The 16650-nt window shown below is 64.9% G+C and carries 17 protein-coding genes; 10 read left to right on the forward strand and 7 right to left on the reverse strand.

What is annotated here, in order from left to right; all coding sequences use genetic code 11:
- The first annotated feature begins 29 nt into the window (after positions 1-29).
- Positions 30-1559, forward strand: a complete 1530-nt coding sequence (locus OSH05_RS06360) for a sugar ABC transporter ATP-binding protein (protein WP_104217047.1) — start codon at positions 30-32, stop codon at positions 1557-1559.
- Positions 1556-2575, forward strand: a complete 1020-nt coding sequence (locus OSH05_RS06365; RefSeq protein ID WP_104217046.1) for an ABC transporter permease — start codon at positions 1556-1558, stop codon at positions 2573-2575. Before OSH05_RS06360 ends, OSH05_RS06365 begins: the two co-directional genes overlap by 4 nt.
- Here OSH05_RS06365 and OSH05_RS06370 read toward each other — a convergent pair whose 3' ends face one another.
- The 4 genes from OSH05_RS06370 to OSH05_RS06385 form a co-directional block, all read right to left on the reverse strand.
- Positions 2576-2965 (reverse strand): type II toxin-antitoxin system VapC family toxin, encoded by a 390-nt coding sequence (locus tag OSH05_RS06370; protein ID WP_165801425.1) that lies wholly within the window; start codon positions 2963-2965, stop codon positions 2576-2578.
- Positions 2962-3180: a hypothetical protein gene (locus tag OSH05_RS06375; RefSeq protein ID WP_104217044.1), complete on the reverse strand. Its 219-nt coding sequence runs from the start codon at positions 3178-3180 to the stop codon at positions 2962-2964. The genes OSH05_RS06370 and OSH05_RS06375 overlap by 4 nt, the downstream gene beginning before the upstream one ends.
- Positions 3181-3228: 48 nt before the next feature.
- The gene (gene mtnK, locus OSH05_RS06380; protein WP_104217043.1) at positions 3229-4488 is read right to left on the reverse strand and encodes an S-methyl-5-thioribose kinase; all 1260 of its coding nucleotides are present in this window, start codon (positions 4486-4488) and stop codon (positions 3229-3231) included.
- A 106-nt stretch (positions 4489-4594) separates the two neighbouring features.
- Positions 4595-5638, reverse strand: a complete 1044-nt coding sequence (locus tag OSH05_RS06385) for a substrate-binding domain-containing protein (RefSeq protein ID WP_207778677.1) — start codon at positions 5636-5638, stop codon at positions 4595-4597.
- Between the two features lie 256 nt (positions 5639-5894).
- Here OSH05_RS06385 and mtnB point away from each other — a divergent pair, with 256 nt between their 5' ends.
- The 4 genes from mtnB (at position 5895) to OSH05_RS06405 (ending at position 9623) form a co-directional block, all read left to right on the forward strand.
- Positions 5895-6545 (forward strand): methylthioribulose 1-phosphate dehydratase, encoded by a 651-nt coding sequence (gene mtnB, locus OSH05_RS06390; RefSeq protein WP_104217042.1) that lies wholly within the window; start codon positions 5895-5897, stop codon positions 6543-6545.
- Positions 6542-7099: a 1,2-dihydroxy-3-keto-5-methylthiopentene dioxygenase gene (locus OSH05_RS06395; protein WP_104217041.1), complete on the forward strand. Its 558-nt coding sequence runs from the start codon at positions 6542-6544 to the stop codon at positions 7097-7099. Before mtnB ends, OSH05_RS06395 begins: the two co-directional genes overlap by 4 nt.
- Before the next feature lie 224 nt (positions 7100-7323).
- Positions 7324-8667, forward strand: coding sequence for an amidohydrolase family protein (locus OSH05_RS06400; RefSeq protein WP_104217040.1), 1344 nt, complete (start codon positions 7324-7326; stop codon positions 8665-8667).
- The gene (locus OSH05_RS06405) at positions 8667-9623 is read left to right on the forward strand and encodes a nucleoside hydrolase (protein ID WP_104217039.1); all 957 of its coding nucleotides are present in this window, start codon (positions 8667-8669) and stop codon (positions 9621-9623) included. The genes OSH05_RS06400 and OSH05_RS06405 overlap by 1 nt, the downstream gene beginning before the upstream one ends.
- Positions 9624-9654: 31 nt before the next feature.
- On the opposite strand, the gene OSH05_RS06410 is transcribed toward OSH05_RS06405, so the two are convergent.
- The gene (locus tag OSH05_RS06410; RefSeq protein WP_104217038.1) at positions 9655-10257 is read right to left on the reverse strand and encodes a HupE/UreJ family protein; all 603 of its coding nucleotides are present in this window, start codon (positions 10255-10257) and stop codon (positions 9655-9657) included.
- A gap of 85 nt (positions 10258-10342) precedes the next feature.
- Positions 10343-10810: a nickel-responsive transcriptional regulator NikR gene (gene nikR, locus OSH05_RS06415; protein WP_104217037.1), complete on the reverse strand. Its 468-nt coding sequence runs from the start codon at positions 10808-10810 to the stop codon at positions 10343-10345.
- A gap of 316 nt (positions 10811-11126) precedes the next feature.
- Between nikR and OSH05_RS06420 the strand changes: the two genes are divergently transcribed.
- The 4 genes from OSH05_RS06420 (at position 11127) to OSH05_RS06435 (ending at position 15828) form a co-directional block, all read left to right on the forward strand.
- A complete protein-coding gene (locus OSH05_RS06420) occupies positions 11127-12185 on the forward strand; it encodes a BMP family lipoprotein (protein WP_207778676.1) in 1059 nt (352 codons plus the stop codon).
- A 102-nt stretch (positions 12186-12287) separates the two neighbouring features.
- Entirely contained in the window at positions 12288-13838 is a 1551-nt protein-coding gene (locus OSH05_RS06425) for an ABC transporter ATP-binding protein (RefSeq protein ID WP_104217036.1), read from the forward strand.
- The gene (locus OSH05_RS06430; RefSeq protein WP_104217035.1) at positions 13835-14908 is read left to right on the forward strand and encodes an ABC transporter permease; all 1074 of its coding nucleotides are present in this window, start codon (positions 13835-13837) and stop codon (positions 14906-14908) included. Before OSH05_RS06425 ends, OSH05_RS06430 begins: the two co-directional genes overlap by 4 nt.
- Positions 14905-15828, forward strand: coding sequence for an ABC transporter permease (locus OSH05_RS06435; protein ID WP_104217034.1), 924 nt, complete (start codon positions 14905-14907; stop codon positions 15826-15828). Before OSH05_RS06430 ends, OSH05_RS06435 begins: the two co-directional genes overlap by 4 nt.
- 75 nt (positions 15829-15903) lie before the next feature.
- On the opposite strand, the gene OSH05_RS06440 is transcribed toward OSH05_RS06435, so the two are convergent.
- On the reverse strand, positions 15904-16647 hold the full coding sequence (locus tag OSH05_RS06440) for a GntR family transcriptional regulator (protein WP_165801424.1): 744 nt from the start codon (positions 16645-16647) through the stop codon (positions 15904-15906).
- Positions 16648-16650 lie beyond the last annotated feature (3 nt).

Below are 16650 nucleotides of genomic sequence, written 5' to 3' on the forward strand. Positions count from 1 at the left end.
AGAAAGACACTGCGGAAACCGATACGGCCTTGACCACACCATCCTCTCCCGTCGCGATATCCGTCTCCGGCATCGAGAAATCCTTTGGTCCGACGCGGGCGCTCGCCGGCGCGGATCTTTCCGTTGCCGCCGGTGAGATTGTGGCGCTCATGGGGGCGAATGGCGCCGGCAAGTCGACGCTGGTCAAGATCATCTCCGGAACCTACCTGCCCGATGCCGGAACCGTGACGCTGGCCGGGCGGACCGTCGCCTTCGCCTCGCCGCGCGAGGCCAAGGCGGCCGGGGTCGCGACCGTGCACCAGGCGACGGACCAGGCCGGCGCCGCCGGGCTCACGGTTGCCGAGAATCTGCTGCTGGACGAACTCTGCGGCTCTGGCTCGCTATTCGTCTCCGGCCGTTCGATCAAGCGCCGCGCGGCCGAGATTGCCGGCCTCATCGATCTTCACCTGCCGATGGACCGCGACTTCCTCGATCTACGGCCTGCCGAACGCCAGCTCATCGCCATCGCGCGCGCCGTCGCCGCCAAGGCCTCGGTCCTGATCCTCGACGAGCCGACCTCCAGCCTTTCCACGGAGGAGGCAGAGCGGCTGTTTGCCCTCTTGAGAAGGCTACGAGCGCAAGGCATGGCGATCCTCTATATCTCGCACCGGCTGGGCGATCTGGCGGCCATCGCGGATCGCGCCGTTGTGCTACGTGGCGGCCGCATCGTCGGCGCCTTTCCGCGGCCCATCGACCTCGCCGCTGCCGTCGCCGCCATGATCGGCCGTCCGCTCGAGGCTGCCGCCCATAGCGGGGAACCATCCTCTGCCCCGATCCTCGCATCGCTTCGAGGGGCGCAGCTCATTCCAGGTGCGCTGCCCTTCGATCTAGACCTGCGCTCCGGCGAGGTGGTGGCGATCACGGGAACGCTGGGTTCGGGCAAGAGCCGCCTGCTCCGCGTCCTTTTCGGACTCGAAAGCCTCGCCGCCGGCAGCGTCACGATTGACGGGAAGGACTGGGTTTCGAGCGGACCGGGACATTCGATCGCGAGCGGCGTCTTCATGGTCGCTGAGGATCGCTGGCAGTCTTCGCTGCTGCCGCCCGAAACGCCCGGCGCCTCGATTGCCGGCACGATCGCGCTGCCGCATCTGCCGCGCTGGTTCCCGGCCGGAATTCTCAACGCGACGCGCGAACGCCTTGCCGCGACCGAGGCCATCCGCCGCCTCGGCATCAAGGCGCGCGGCCCCGACGATACGCTCGACCAGCTCTCGGGCGGCAACCAGCAGAAGGTCGTGCTCGCCAGATGGCAGGCGGCGCCGTGCCGTCTGCTGTTGCTCGACGAGCCCTTCCAGGGCGTCGATGTCGGCGCCCGTGAGGACCTGATCGCGGCGATCCGCGGCAGTCAGGCCGGCTCCGCAACCCTGATTGCGACCTCCGACACCGAAGAAGCGCTGGAGGTTGCCGATCGCATCCTCGTCATGCGCGATCACACCCTTATCGCGGCCGATGGCAGCCAAGGCTCGCTGGCAGCCGTCATTGGCGGCGTCGAAAGCGCCGAGACCGGAAAGATCCGTCCATGAGTGCATCCGCCAACCCGACGCCGCAGCGGCCGGCTTCCAGCTTCGCCGAGATCGCGCGACGCTATGCGCTGTTCGTGCTGCTCGCCCTGATGCTGGTCGGCTTCTGGCGAGCCCAGCCGGCCTTCATCAATTCGGCCAATCTGTTTTCGATCCTGCAGGCGGTCTCCGTCGTCGCCATCCTTGGCGTCGGTGTCTCGATTACCATGTCCGCCGGCGGCTTCGATCTTTCCGTCGGCAGCATCGCCGCGTCATCCGTGATGGCCGCGAGCTATGCCATGGTCGTGCTGCAGATGAACGCGACCGAGACGTTCCTGCTGGTGCTGGCCATGGGCGCACTGATCGGCCTCGCCAACGGTCTGCTTATCGTCAAGGTCGGCGTGCCGGACCTGCTTGCGACGCTGGCAACGATGTTCCTGCTGGCCGGCCTTCAGCTCATCCCGACCGGCGGCCGCTCGATTACAGCCGGCATGGCGCTGCCGGACGGCTCGACGGCCAAGGGCGCCTATGACCCCGCCTTTCTCATCCTCGGCCGCTCGCGCCTTTTCGACGTGGTGCCGTTGCCGGTGGTCGTCATGGCGGTCGTCGCCGTGCTCGCCTGGTTCCTGATGGAGCGGACGCGCTTCGGGCGCGTCTTCTATGCGATCGGCGGCAATGAGACGGCAGCCCATCTCGCTGGCGCGCCGACCAAGGCCTATCGCCTCTGGGCCTACATCATCTCCGGCACGCTGGCCTCACTCGGCGGTTTGATCATCGCCTCGCGAGTTGGCCGCGGCGACGTCTCGGCAGGCAATTCACTGCTGCTCGACGCCGTCGCAGCCTCGCTGATCGGCTTCGCCGTGCTCGACAAGCGCCGCCCGCATGTCCTCGGCACCGTACTCGGCGCGATCTTCGTCGGCGTGCTGCTGAACGGCCTCACCATGCTCAACGCGCCCTATTACACGCAGGACTTCGTCAAGGGCGCCGTGCTGGTCGGCGCGCTGGCGCTGACATTTGGATTGGGGAAAAGGAAGCGGTGATCAGTCCCAGATGCGTTCGACATCGAAAAGATCGAGCGCCGGATCGGCGGACAGGATAGGTAGTCCGTTCGACTGACTTTGCGCCGCCAGCAAGCGATCAAAGGGGTCGCGATGGCTGAGGGGAAGCAGCCCGGCTGCCTGAGCATCGCGGAGAGTGATAGCGAGGGAAAGAAGTCCTGCGGACCGGCATTGCGCTTCGAAAGCCGTGGCAAGCTCGCCGACTTCAGGCCATTTTCCGATGTTGAACTTCAGAGCGATCTCATACGCCGATACCGGACTGACGAAAATGTCGTTCTCGTCGCCTGCGATCGCGTCGATCACGCGCTGCGGAAGCCGCACTCGGTCATTGAATAGCCAGACAAGCGTGTGGGTGTCCGCAAGATAGTTCAATCGCCATACCAACGATCGAGTTCTTCAGGGTCGAGCGGCGCCAGCGCCCGCTCAAGGGAAAGATCGATCTTTCCCTTGAGGGATCCGAAAGCCTTGCGCCGCAAGGCCGCCCTTTCCCGCCGCGCCTGAGGGTCATCGTCCGAGGGAAGCCCCGGCCATTCATGGGGCGCACTCGTTCCGGAAGGCTTGTGGTTCATCGCTGCGCCGATCTTCATCGAAGCCTATCTCGTCTTCTCCGATCATATAGGCTTCGATCAGCCAGCTCAAACCGCCCGCGCCGCCGCAACGATATCCTCTGCCGTCCGGAAGCTTGCCGGCTCCAGCAGAAACTGCCGCGCCAGGCGGATCGATTTCGTCTCAAGCGGTGCGCGCTTGGCCGGGTCGGCGATCGTTTCGAAATCGGCGTTATGGGCGAAGCCGAGGATTCGGCGGATGGTCTTGACGCCGGCGTAGGCGACGGCGTCGGCAAAGACGCGGTCCAGGAACTTCGTGCGCGCCGCATCCAGCGCGGCGGCATCGCCGGCGCCGAACATCGCCGGAGGATAGGCATCGCCGCGAGCCTTCGTCTCCCAGAGCGAGCGGAAGCGCGTGGCGAAGGCATTCCAGAAGACCGGCACCTGGTCCAGCACCCAGTCCGCCTGCTCGCGCCGATCGTCAGCAGCCGTTGCATGGCCGGGTTGGGCAAAGAAGTTCATCACCAGATTGGCAAGAAAAGCGCCGACGTCAAAGCCGATCGGGCCGAGGATGGCGAATTCCGGATCCATGACGCGGGTATCCGTCTCGGTGACCATGACCGAGCCGGTGTGGAGGTCGCCGTGGATGAGCGCCTGCCCTTCCGTCAGGAAGCGCCAGCCCCAGTCGGCGACCGTTGTCTTGAGCGCGGAATCGGCGCGGAATTCGCGGGCGAGATCGTCCAGCGCTGGGCTCGTCCAGCGGTTTCGCGGCGAATTGCCGAGCGGATCCGTGAAGACCACCTCGGCGGTGATGCGCAGCAGCGAGGTATTCCGGGCAAAGACCGAGGACCATTCGGCCTTTTCCTCGATGGTGGCGCCGAGGTCCGACGTCGCGAAGATGGCGCGCGCGGCATAGTCGCCGACATCGGCGGCAACCTTGGGATAGCGCCTGCCCTCGATCAAGCCACGCCGAAGGATGATATGCGGCGAGAGCTTTTCCATGACGATGGCGTAGAGCGCCGGCTCGTAATGATAGAATCGCGGTGTCAGCCCTTCGACGGAAGACGCGACGGCGCGGTAGTAGGCCTGCTCGAAGAACGCGCGATCGAGCGGCAGCGGCCAGCTTTCGCCCGCGGCGCGCACATAAGGCAGCGCCTGTTTCAGACAGACCGAGCCCTCGGGACCATCGATGAGAAAGACAAGGTTGAGGTTGCCGTCGCCGACTTCGACGACACGCCAGTCCGCCGGCTTGCCGCCAAGACGCGTGCGGATATCCGGGAGGCTATCCAGGAAAGCGCAGACGGAATCCTCGTTGAACGAATAGTAGCCGGGCGGCGTATCGAGGGGCATGACGGACTCGCGGCGTTTCAAGCTTCTCATGGGGCGTTGGCCTAACCCCATACGACAAAAGCCCCTCCCCGACCAACGGGGAGGGGCTTTCAATAGTAGTCGTGGTTCAGTTCGCCGGGATCCAGGGCGCCGTCGCCGCGTCGCTCTTGCCGAAGGCCGGGAGCTTGGCGTTCAGATCCTCGACTGTCCTGATCGCATTGTCGCGCAGATCCTTCTGCGTGATCAGGACGGGCTTGACGACGATGCTGTGGCCCGGATCTTCGCCGGCGATCAGCTTGGCCACGGCGCGAACCGACACCGCACCGACGACGGCCGGGTTGGTTGCGGCGGTGGCGACCCAGGGGCTGCCCTCGGCAGCGATCTCGGTGATGTCCGCCGTCGATACGTCGGCCGAATAGATCTTCACCTTGTCGGAGATGCCGGCCTCGTCCGTCGCGAGCTTCACGCCGCGGGCAAACTCGTCATAGGGGGCAAACACGACAGTGATGTCGGGATTGGCCTGGAACGCGGCCTTGGTCTGGTCGGCGGTCGACGTCGCGGTCGTGTCGTTCACCGCGCCCCAGCGCGCCTTCTCGACGATGCCGGGATTGGCCTTCTTGACCTCGTCCCAGATCTCGTTGCGGCGATCGAGCGGCGCGAAGCCGGCGACATAGACATAGCCGGCATTGAACGCGGTGCCGTTATCGGCAAGCGCCTGGCCGAGCGCGGCCTTGGCCAGTTCATGGTCGGACTGCTCGACCTGCGGAATCTTCGGATTGTCGAGATTGACGTCGAAGGCGACGACCTTGATGCCGGCGTCGAGCGCCTTCTGCGCGACGTCCTTCAGCGCTTCGGGCTGGCCATGGTCGATGATGATGCCCTGGACGCCGAGATTGATCGCCTGCTCGACCTGCTCGCGCTGCGCGGCAGCGTCCTGGCGGCCGGAGAAGATCTGGAGGTCGATGCCGAGCGCCTTGGCCTGAGCCTGCGCGCCCGACTGATAGGCCTGGAAGAAATCGCCGCCCGAGATGAAGGTAACGAGCGCGACCTTGACGCCGCCCTTGTCGAAGGGGGCCGGAGCGCCGGCGATGCCGTCGGCATGGGCGACCGCGCCGAGCAGCGAGCCGGCGAGCAGGCCCGCGCCGACGAGCCGAAGAATGGAACGCTTCATGTATGTCTCTCCCGATGGTCGTTTCTTTTGGGGCTCGCCGTCGAGGGCGCGCCGCTTGCGCTCAACGAACAGCCCAAAAGGGGTGAACTGGCAATCATTTTTTGATACAGCGGCAGAATGGTGCCGCGAAACGAAGGATTTTCTATTTGCGGCGCGAGAATTGGCAAATTCCGCCTCGGATAGGCGGGGGTTGCGGCGTTAGCTGAGGAAATAACGTGGCCGCCGTCAGGCGGCACCGTTGCTGTGGAGGTTTTGCATGGCCAGCACCGTGCTTCTGGCGAGCGGATCAGGCGACGAGGCGCGCGCGGTTGCCGAGGTGATCGCAGCCGGCCGGAGCGCGGCGTCGCGGCATTGGGTGCCTGCGACCTCCGGGAATTTCTCGGTCCGGATCGATGCTGAGCGGATCGCCATTACGCGCTCAGGCGTCGACAAGGGCGCCCTCCAGAGCGCCGACATCCTGATCCAGCCCCTGAACACGCCGCTACTGCCGCGCTCATCGGCCGAAGCCCCGCTTCATGTTGCGCTCTATCGCCAGCATCCCGAGATCGGCGCTATCTTCCATGCGCACAGCCCGGCGGCGACGGTGCTTTCGCGCCTCGCCGAACCGGCGGGCCGTATCCTCCTGACGGGCTGGGAACTGCAGAAAGCGCTGAGCGGCGTGCGGACGCACGAAGCCATTGTGGAAGTTCCGGTCTTCGCCAATGAGCAGGACACGGATGCACTGGCGACGCGGGTGGAGGCGCGCATGGCCGAGACCGGCTCCGCCTTCCATCCGGCGCCCGGATACCTACTTTCGGGACATGGCCTCTATGCCTGGGGCGGCACGTCCGCCGACGCGGCTCGCCATCTCGAAGCCCTGGAAGCCCTGTTCGAATTTGAACTTTCCTACCGGAGATTCACGCCATGACGACGCTGACCATCTATCCCGACACCAACCCGGACCATCCCGACGTCGTCACGTCGGATCCGGCCGAGATCACCAAGCTGCTGAACTCGGTCGGCGTCGCCTTCGAGCGCTGGAAGGCCAGCGTCGAGCTGCCCGAGAACGCCACGCCGGATCAGGTCATCGCCGCCTACAAGCCCGAGGTGGACCGCCTTTCAGCCGCTGCCGGCTACCAGACAGTCGATGTCATCCGCATCACCCCCGACAATCCCAACAAGGATGCGCTGCGCGCCAAGTTCCTGGACGAGCACACCCATGACGAGGACGAAGTCCGCTTCTTCGTCGAGGGGTCCGGCGCGTTCTACCTGCATCTCGCCGACAAGGTCTATCAGGTCGTCTGCACGCGCGACGACCTCTTGTCGGTGCCGGCTGGCACGCTGCACTGGTTCGACATGGGCCCGGAGCCGCGTTTCACCTGCATCCGCCTGTTCATCACGCCGGACGGCTGGGTGGCGAAGTTCACCGGCGACAAGATCTCATCGCTGATCCCGCGCTTCGGCGAACAGATCGCGGCATAAGGCGCGACGCACCCGCCAGAAGCGTCGGCGCCGATGGGCAAGCCCCTCACCCCAACCCTCTCCCGCTAGCGGGTGAGGGAGGGACCTGCTTCTCTTTCCCGCGCGCATCGGTTCCGCGTTTCCTCGCGAAACCGCACATCGCACCGTCGCTTGCCGCCAATCTCGGCTTGCGCCTTCGCCAATCCATTGCAAATCTGGCCGCCTTTCGAAGAAGGCCGGATTTCATGGTTAGACAGCTCCTCCACAGCGCTACCCTCCTCACCGTCGACGACAGCGACCGCGTCATTGATGATGGCTGGCTGATCATCGAGGACGGACGTATCGCCGAAATCGGGGGCGGAACGCGAAAGCCAGGGCCAAGTGGTTTCGACGAGGTGATCGATCTTTCCGGGCATCTGCTTATGCCCGGGCTCGTCAATGCCCATACCCATAGCGCGATGATCCTCTTCCGCGGACACGCCGAAGGCCAGAGCCTCCTCACCATGGAGGGCTGGTACAATGCGATCCGCGAGCCGGAACTCGCCATGATCGCCGAGGACATGGCGCCGGCCGTCGCGCTCTCGTGCGCCGAAATGGCGCTTTCCGGCACCACTACCTTCTGCGACCAGTATTTCTTCGCCGAGGAGATTGCGGCGGCCGCGGCGAGGGCGGGGCTCCGCGCCGTCATTGCCTATGGCATCGTTCAGCTCGGGGACGAGGTGCGCGGCACCGAAGAGCTCGCCAAGGCCTCGGCCTTTGTCGAGGGCCAGCGCTCTGCCGACGGCCGCGTCATTCCCTGGTTCGGGCCGCATGCCCCTTATGTCGACAATTCCGAGGCGCTGCTCACCGAGGAGGTGAAGGTCGCCAACCGGCTCGGCTGCGGCATCCACCTGCATATGGCCTGCGGACCGGAGGACAATGAACTGACGCTGGCGCGCTACGGCACCACCGCGTCCGTCGCGCTGGAGAAGGCCGGCTTCTTCAATGGCCGCATCCACGCGGCCCATTGCCTCGATTTGTCAGCCGAGGATATCGCGGTTTTTGCCCGCGCCGAAGCCGCCTCGGTCGCTCACTGCGCCTCGGCAGGACTCCGCTCCGGACGCGAGGCGATCTGCCCCGTTGTGCCGCTTCGAGAGGCCGGCGTCACCGTCGCGCTGGGGACCGACAATGTCGCCGCCAACAATGCCTATGACATGATCGCCGAGATGCGTGTCGCCGGTCTCGTCGCTTCGCATCGCGAGGGCCGAGCGCAGCCGATTTCGTCGCGCGAACTGGTTCGCATGGCGACGATCGAAGGGGCGAAGGCCCTCGGCCTCGAGCATGAGATCGGCAGCCTGGAAGCGGGCAAGGCGGCGGATCTGGTGGCCATCGACATTTCTGGGCCCGGCTACTCCAACACGCCGGATGCAGCGACGCTACTCATCTATTCGGGCTCCGGCCGCGATGTCCGCCATGTCTGGGTCGCAGGAGAGCGACTGGTACGCGATCGCCGACTGACCCGGCGCGCGTTCGCCGAAATCCGCGCCGATTACGACGCCTCCTATCGAATCTTCTGGCAGCGCGTTCAAGCTGCGAAGGAGGCCGCGTGATGGCCGCCCGCAAACTCCTCGTCGACACGGATGGCGGCACCGACGATGCCATGGCGCTGGCGCTGCTCGCCGCAGGCGGCCGGGCGCCGGACTTCGTCACCACGGTCTTCGGCAATGTAGCGCTGAAGCAGGCCACGGCGAACATATTGGCGACGCTGGCGGTATTCGGCATCGCAGCCCCGGTTCATGCTGGCGCCGATCGGCCGCTGATCGGCGCTGCGATCGATGCGAGCGACGTGCATGGCGAAGATGGGCTCGGCGGCGCGCCCCGACCCGCGCGAACTGCCAACATTGCGTCGGAGAATGGCGTCGATTTCCTGCGGGCGACGCTGCGTGATGCAGCCAAGAGCGAACCGATCGACATCCTCGCGCTCGGGCCGCTCACCAATCTCGCCTTGGCGCTCCGGACGGAGCCAGCGCTCGTCGGCGGCATTGCCAGCCTGGTGATCATGGGCGGGACATCGCGCGGGCGCGGCAATGTCACGGGCGCGGCGGAATTCAACATCCTCGCCGATCCGGAGGCAGCTGCGATCGTGCTGTCACTGCCGCTATCGACGGTATTGGTGCCCTGGGAGCCGTGCGTCGACGCGACGCTCACCGGCGCGGAACTCGACGCGATGTTCGCCCGCGCTAAGCGCGGCGAGCGTTACGAGTTCCTCAAAGCGCTGGTCGACCAGTTGCGCCGCGTCACGATGGCCTATGGCAGCCCGGACGGCTTCGCGCCGCCCGATCCGCTCGCTGCCGCGATACTGCTCGACCCTGCGATCGCCACGACGATCATCAAGGCCGGCGTCACCGTCGAATGCGGCGGCACGTTCGCGCGCGGCGCCACGATCTTCGATGAACCACCACGATGGGGATTGCCACCGATCGAGACGGTCGACGGCATAGACGTGCCGCGATTCAAGGCGATGTTCGCCTATGCGGTAGAGGTGCTCTGCGCCGACCGGCAATGAACCCGCCGCCGCAGGGCGCCCCTGCGCCGGATCAGAGAAATCCGGTCAGGATGCCGACGCCAGCAATCGCTGCCAGACCGCCGGCCGTACGCATGACGACAGGACCGTACTTTTCGCTGATCTTCCCGATCCCGAAGCCGACGGCGATGCCGGCGATGTGGAGCAGCGCTGTCGCGAGCATGAAGCCGGCAGCATAGGCGAGACCGCCAGCATCTTCCGGCATCTCCGCGCCATGAGCGTGTCCGTGGAAGATCGCGAAGAGCCCCACGAGACCCATAGCCGCCGCGATGGGCGCCTTGACGCCAAGGGCGACAATGGCTCCCAGCACGATGACCGAAAGCGCGATGCCTACCTCGACAAAGGGAACGTTCACCCCGGCGATGCCCAGCGCGCCGCCGATCGCCATGACGACGACGAAGGTCGTGGGAACGGCCCAAAGTGCCCGTCCTCCCAGTTGCCAGGCAAAGATACCAACCATCACCATTGCCAGGATGTGGTCGAGACCATTGATCGGGTGCGAAAACCCATGAATGAAACCGCTGGTCTCGCCGACACCCGTGTGAGCGAAGGCCAGTGACGGGACAAGCAGCAGCGGCGCCGCCACGGCGAGCTTGCGAGCGATTGAACGGACCATGACGACTTCCCCTTCCGGCCCGACAACCGGACCTTTCCACTGATTTGTGGCACAGCCGTCTTTAAGAGGAAACCGGAAAATCCTCTTACGATTTCGGCTCCGTCTTACCGGGCACATCATCATGACCGTGCGAATGCGAATGATGTCCGCCCGGTTCGATCGGGACGATGTGGACATGGCCGAAACGGACCCCGCGCTGCGTCGTAACGCCGTCGGCGACCGCGCGCACGATGTCGATCGGGCCTTTCAGGATCGCGACCTCCAGGCAATCCTGGTGGCTGATATGAACGTGGAGGGTCGATACCGACAAATCGTGATGATGATGCTGCGTCTCCGTCAGGCGGCGGGCGAGATCGCGGGTTTCGTGGTCATAGACGTAGGAAAGCGCAGCGAAACACTCTCCCTTGCTGTCCGTCTCGGCCGCCTTGTGCATCGACGAATCGCGGATCAGGTCGCGCAGCGCCTCGGATCGGCTGGTGTAACCGCGACGGGTGCAGAGCTGGTCGACGGTTGCCAGAAGTTCGTCGTCGAGGCTGATGGTTATGCGCTGCAAGACGGGCTCTCCCTGGCTGATTGCCCCGACATTATTCGAGTTTCCGGGCGAGCGGCAGATCGCGCGCTGCAACAGGTGTCGGCGCTGCCGGGTGCGAGGGTCCGGCAGCAAACACAGGCCGCTCGCCCGTGGCGTGAAAAAGCCCAAGGAATACCCGCCTGGGGAACAGTTTTTGAGCTTGCACTAAAACTAAGCGCCCATAGGATGAGCAGGTCTATCCGGGAGCCCCGTCTTCACGATGCGGCGCCTCTTGTGGATTATTCGAGAATGTGGCGTCGTTCGAACGTCACAGCCAATCGGCAGGGAGACCAGTTCGATGAAGAAGGTTTTGAAGGCGCTGACCCATGGAGCGGCGGCGCTGACGGTGGTTGCGGGCGTCGGTATGGCCGTTGCCCCGGCAAACGCCGAGACCAAATATACCAAGGAGAACCCGCTCAAGGTCGCGCTCGTGCTGAACGGCACGCTGGGCGACAAGGCGTTCTTCGATTCGGCGCAGGACGGTATGAACCGCGCCATGAAGGACCTTCCGGTCACGGTGAAGACGATCGAGGCTGGCTACAATCGCGCCAGCTGGGAGCCGGCCTTGGCCGATGCCGCCGAAGGCGACTATGATCTGGTGATCGCCGGCACGTTCGACATGGCCGACCCGATGGCCGAAGTGGCCCCCGAGCATCCCGACAAGAAGTTCGTCTATTTCGACAACGTCATGGACTATTCGAAGGGCTTCGAGAACGTGCTGTCGGTCCAGTACCGCACGTCGACGGCCGCCTATCTGGCCGGCTACGCAGCCGCCAGCGTCTCGAAGACCGGCACGCTCGGCCAGATCCTCGGCACCGAAGGCTCCGTCATCCTCGAATTCGTCGTCGGCTTCGAGCAGGGCGCCAAGGCGGCCAAGCCGGACATCAAGCTGCTGCGCGCGACCGTCAATTCGGCCAATCCTTTCAGCGACCCGGCCAAGGGCAAGGAACTCGCTCTCGCCCAGATCCAGCAGGGCGCTGACGTGATCTTCCCGATCGCCGGCGGAACCGGCATCGGCGCGCTCCAGGCAGCGCGCGACTCCAAGGTCATGGCCATCGGCGTCGACGCCGACCAGGCGACGATCTTCTCGGCCACCGACATGGCCCAGGCCGATGTCATCATCACCTCGGTCGAGAAGCGCGTCGGCGACTCGCTCTACGTCATCCTGAAGCAGGCCGTTGACGGCACGGCCAAGTATGGCACCGCTTCGACCCTCGGCCTGCAGGAAGGTTCGACGGGTATCTCGAAGAACAAGTGGTACGAAGGCTTCGTCCCGGCCGACGTCCGCGCCAAGATCGATCAGGCGGAGAAGGACATCATCGCAGGCACGATCAAGGTCGACACGACCATGCAGTAAGGCCTTTCGCCGCCCCGCCAGCGATTGCCGGCGGGGCGGCGATTTTCATGTTCGCCGCCCGTCCGTACCGGGCCTGCGTCTAAATCAACCATCCCGGCAGACATGACTCCTTTTCTCCAAGCGATTGGCATCGATAAGACGTATCCGGGCGGCGTTCATGCCAACCAGAGCATCGACCTCTCGGTAGCGCACAGCACCGTCCATGCCGTCGTCGGCGAGAATGGTGCCGGCAAGTCGACCCTCATGAAGATCCTTTTCGGCGTCGAACAGCCGAATGCCGGCGAGATACTCCTCGACGGCAAGCCGATCGTCCTCCATTCGCCGCGAGCCGCGATTTCCGCCGGCATCGGCATGGTGTTCCAGCACTTTTCGCTCGTCCCGTCCTTCACCGTCGCCGAAAATGTCGTCCTTGGCGTGGAGCCCCGGTCCGGCCTGAAACTCGATCGCAAGCGCGCCTCCGACACGGTGCGCGAACTTGCCGAACGCTTTCGCCTCCCCGTCGATGTCGATGCCCCGGTCGAGCAATTGCCTGTCGGGCAGCAGCAGCGGGTCGAGATCCTCAAGGCGCTGTATCGCGACGCCCGACTGCTGATCCTCGACGAGCCGACGGCCGTGCTGGCGCCGCAGGAGGTCGTCGAGCTGTTCGCCGCGGTTCGCTCGCTCACCTCGCAGGGCCGAACCATTCTCTTCATCGCCCACAAGCTGCCGGAAGTGCTGGAGATCTCCGATACGATCTCCGTGATGCGCGGCGGAAAGATGGTGGGCACCGTGGCGGCCAAGGATGCGACGGAGAAGAGCCTCGCCCGCATGATGGTCGGCCGCGATGTCGCGCTGAAGATCAACCGCGCGGCGCCGGGCGCCGAGCATACGCATCTGTGCCGCATCTCCGAGCTGACCGTCAAAAACGACCATGGCCTCAACGCGGTCTCGGACGTCAATCTCGTGCTGCGCACCGGCGAGATCGTCGGCATTGCCGGCGTCGAGGGCAACGGGCAGAGCGAGCTCTTCGACGCGATCGGCGGGCTGAGGCCGATTGCGGCCGGTTCGGTCGAACTGGGCAAGACGGACATCACGAATGTCAGCGTTCTCGAGCGGCGCGCCGCCGGCATGGCCAATATTCCCGAAGACCGCATCGCAACCGGCAGCGCCGGCGGTGCGACGGTCGCGGAGAACATCGTCGCGACGGAGCTGACCGACAAGCGCTTCGTGCGCAACGGCCTGCTCGATCTGAAGAGCATCCGCGCCCATGCGGTCAAGCTGATCGAGAAGTTCAGCGTCCGTGTCCAGGGGCCAGAATCAGCCATCGGGACGCTTTCCGGCGGCAACATGCAGAAGGTGGTCGTCGCGCGCGAATTGTCGTCGGAACCCAGCCTGCTGCTCGTCTCGCACCCGACACGAGGCGTCGATCTCGGCGCCACCGAATTCATCTGGCAGAACATCGCCAAAGCGCGTGACGCCGGTGCCGCAGTCCTGCTGACATCGGCCGACCTTTCCGAGATTCTCGCCTTGGCGGATCGGATGATCGTTCTTTATCGCGGCCGCATCGTCGCCGCCTTCGTCAATACGGAAGAGGTCACTCCGGAAGTGCTGGGTAGCTACATGCTGGGATTTGCCGAACAACCGGCCGAAGAACGCAACGCGGCACTCGCATGACACAGGGCCGACTGATCCTTTCCGAGACCGGCCGCATCGTCATGGCCGCGATCTTCGCGCTGGTGGTCACGCTGATCATCATCTTCTTCGCCTCCAAGACGCCCTGGGCGACCTTCGAGACGTTCATCACGTCGCCGCTTTCGAGCAAACGCACGATCGGCATCTGGATCGATGATTCCGCCAAGCTGGCGCTCGCCGGCCTCGCCTTCAGCCTCGTCTTCCAGGCCCGCCAGTTTGCTCTCGGCGTCCAGGGCCAGGTGTATATTGGCGGACTGTTCGCGACGCTCGTGGCGTTCTCGCCGGTCGGCACGACCTGGATTGCCCTTCCGGCCGGCATCCTCGCCGCCATGATCGGCGGCGCGATCATGGGTTTCATCCCGGGCTATGCGAAGTCGAAACTCGGCGCGAACGAGATCGTGTCGTCGCTGATGCTCAACTACATCGCCTATGACGTCTGCAACTACATCCTGCGGGTCTATCTCGCCTCGCTGGAGAGCGGGCTGACGACCTCCGCATCGTTCCCACCGCAGTCGATCTATCCGGCCTTCATCCCGCGCACCCGCGTCGATCTCGGCCTCGTCATCGCGCTGGTCACGACGCTCGTCGTCTGGTTCCTGCTCTATCGCACCGCCTGGGGCCTCAAGCTGCGCCTCACCGGCCACAATGCCCGCTTCGCCGCCTATTCCGGCATCCGTTCGAGCTTCATCATGGTCAGCGCCATGACGGCGGCGGGCGCCATCGGCGGGCTCCTCGGCGCTGTGTTCGTGCAGGGCACGGCCTATGGCAAACTTTCGATCGGCTTCGAGGCCGGCATGGCTTTCGAAGGCATCCTCATCACGATCGTTGCCCGCAATCGGCCGCTCGCCATTCCCTTCGTGGCGCTCGGCTATGGCTATCTGCGCCAGGGCGCGGCGTTGATGAACTATCGCGCCGACGTGCCGGCCGAGGTCATCGGCATCGTGCAGGGCATCGTCATCCTGCTGGTCGCCTCCTCCTTCACGGTTCCCGGCAAGGCGATGCTCGCCCGCTTGATGGGTAACCGGACTGCTGCATCGCGGGCTACATCATGAACGAGATCCTCGCCACGATCCTGTCCGCGACCTTCGTCGCGGCGGTCATCCGCACCACGACGCCGATTCTGTTCGCGTCGTTGGGCGGCCTGCTCTCCGATCTCGTCGGATCGCTCAATGTCGCGCTGGAAGGCATCATGCTGATCGGCGCGCTGACGGCTGTGATCGTCTCGGCCCATGCGCCCTGGTATATCGGCGTGCTGGCGGGCCTTGCCGCCGGCGGATTCCTGGGCGGGGTGATGGCGCTGTTCCATCTGCGCTTCAAGGCCGACATCATCCTGGTCGGATTCGCGATCAATATCATTGCCGCGGGCGGCACCGTGACAGTGCTGAATTATGCGACCGGCGGCGACAAAGGCACGTCGATCAACATCCCGTCCAAGGCTATCCCTGAGCTGGATCTGTCCTTTCTCGGCAATATTCCCGCTGTCGGACCGTTCCTCAGCGAGGTATTTTCGGGCCATTCCTACCTGACCTGGCTCGCGGCCTTCATGGTCTATGCGATCTGGTATTTCCTCTACCGCACGCCCGAAGGCCTGCGCTTCCGCGCGGTTGGCGAATATCCTCCGGCCGCCGAAGCCGCGGGCATCGCGCCCAACCGGTTGCGCACTTATGGCCTGATCGCCTCGGGATGCCTCGCCGGACTCGGCGGCGCGCAGCTCGCCATGTTCTCCTTCGTCGGCTTCACGCGCGACATGACGGCAGGCCGCGGCTTCATCGCGCTTGGCGCGGTGCTGCTCGGTCGGCGCCACCCGATCGGCACCATGGTCGCGGCGGTGCTGTTCGGCTTCTTCGAGGCGCTCTCGATCGCGCTGCCGGGCATCCTGCAGTGGATGCCGGGTGAGTTGATCCACACGATCCCGTTCGTGGTCACGGTGATCGCGCTGATGCTGTCGTCGAGACGGCGGCTGATCGCCTAGGAACACGGGTTCGCCTGAGCCCTCCTGGCAGGGCGGGTTCAGGCTGATCCGGCATTCTGTCGCTCTATAGTCGAGTCAGAAGATCCCGATCGTCCGCTGCAAGGCGTTGCCGAAATGGGCCTGCAGCGCCGTGTCGGCCGCCTCGGGGTCGCGCGCGATGCAGGCCTTCAGCAAATCCAGATGTTCGCGCAGCGTCCGAAGAGCGAGCGGTGCCGTGAGGGTCCGGTCGAGCCGGATCAGCTGGAGATAATTGTGGACGCGGCGATACGTCGATTCCACCAGCGGGTTGCCAAGGGCGGCAATGATCTCGAAGTGGAGAATCTCGTCAAGCGTCACCAGTTCTCGGACGATCTCAGCCGAGAACCCGTCCCGCTGCAGTGCCTCGATCGCGCGCTCATGCCGCGAGCGCAGAGCCTCCATCGACGATAAAGTGCCCGCTTCCGCATAGACGCGCACCGCTGGCCGCTCGAGAATGCTGCGGAACTGGTACGTGTTCTTGGCGAATTCGAAATCGGCCTTCAGGAAGCGGATTCCCGAGCGCGGGTGAATGGTCAGCAGCCCCTCCGTCTGGAGCACCCGCAGGGCATCGCGCAGCGGCGCCACCGGCACGCCGACCAGCCTCACAAGATCGTTCTGCGAGACATTGGCGCCCGCCGGCAGGCCGCGCGCGAACAGCAGCTCCAAAATCCGCCGATACGCGATTTCGCTCAGCGAGACCGCGCCGCCATCCGCTTCGCGCTCGCTGCCGTCCCGCAGTGCAGCAACGTCAATATCTTGCGGCTCGGTCCAATCTGATCTATCAGATCGCTTGTGTGGCATATC

This window comes from Kaistia algarum (assembly GCF_026343945.1).
GTDB classification, from domain to species: Bacteria; Pseudomonadota; Alphaproteobacteria; order Rhizobiales; family Kaistiaceae; genus Kaistia; species Kaistia algarum.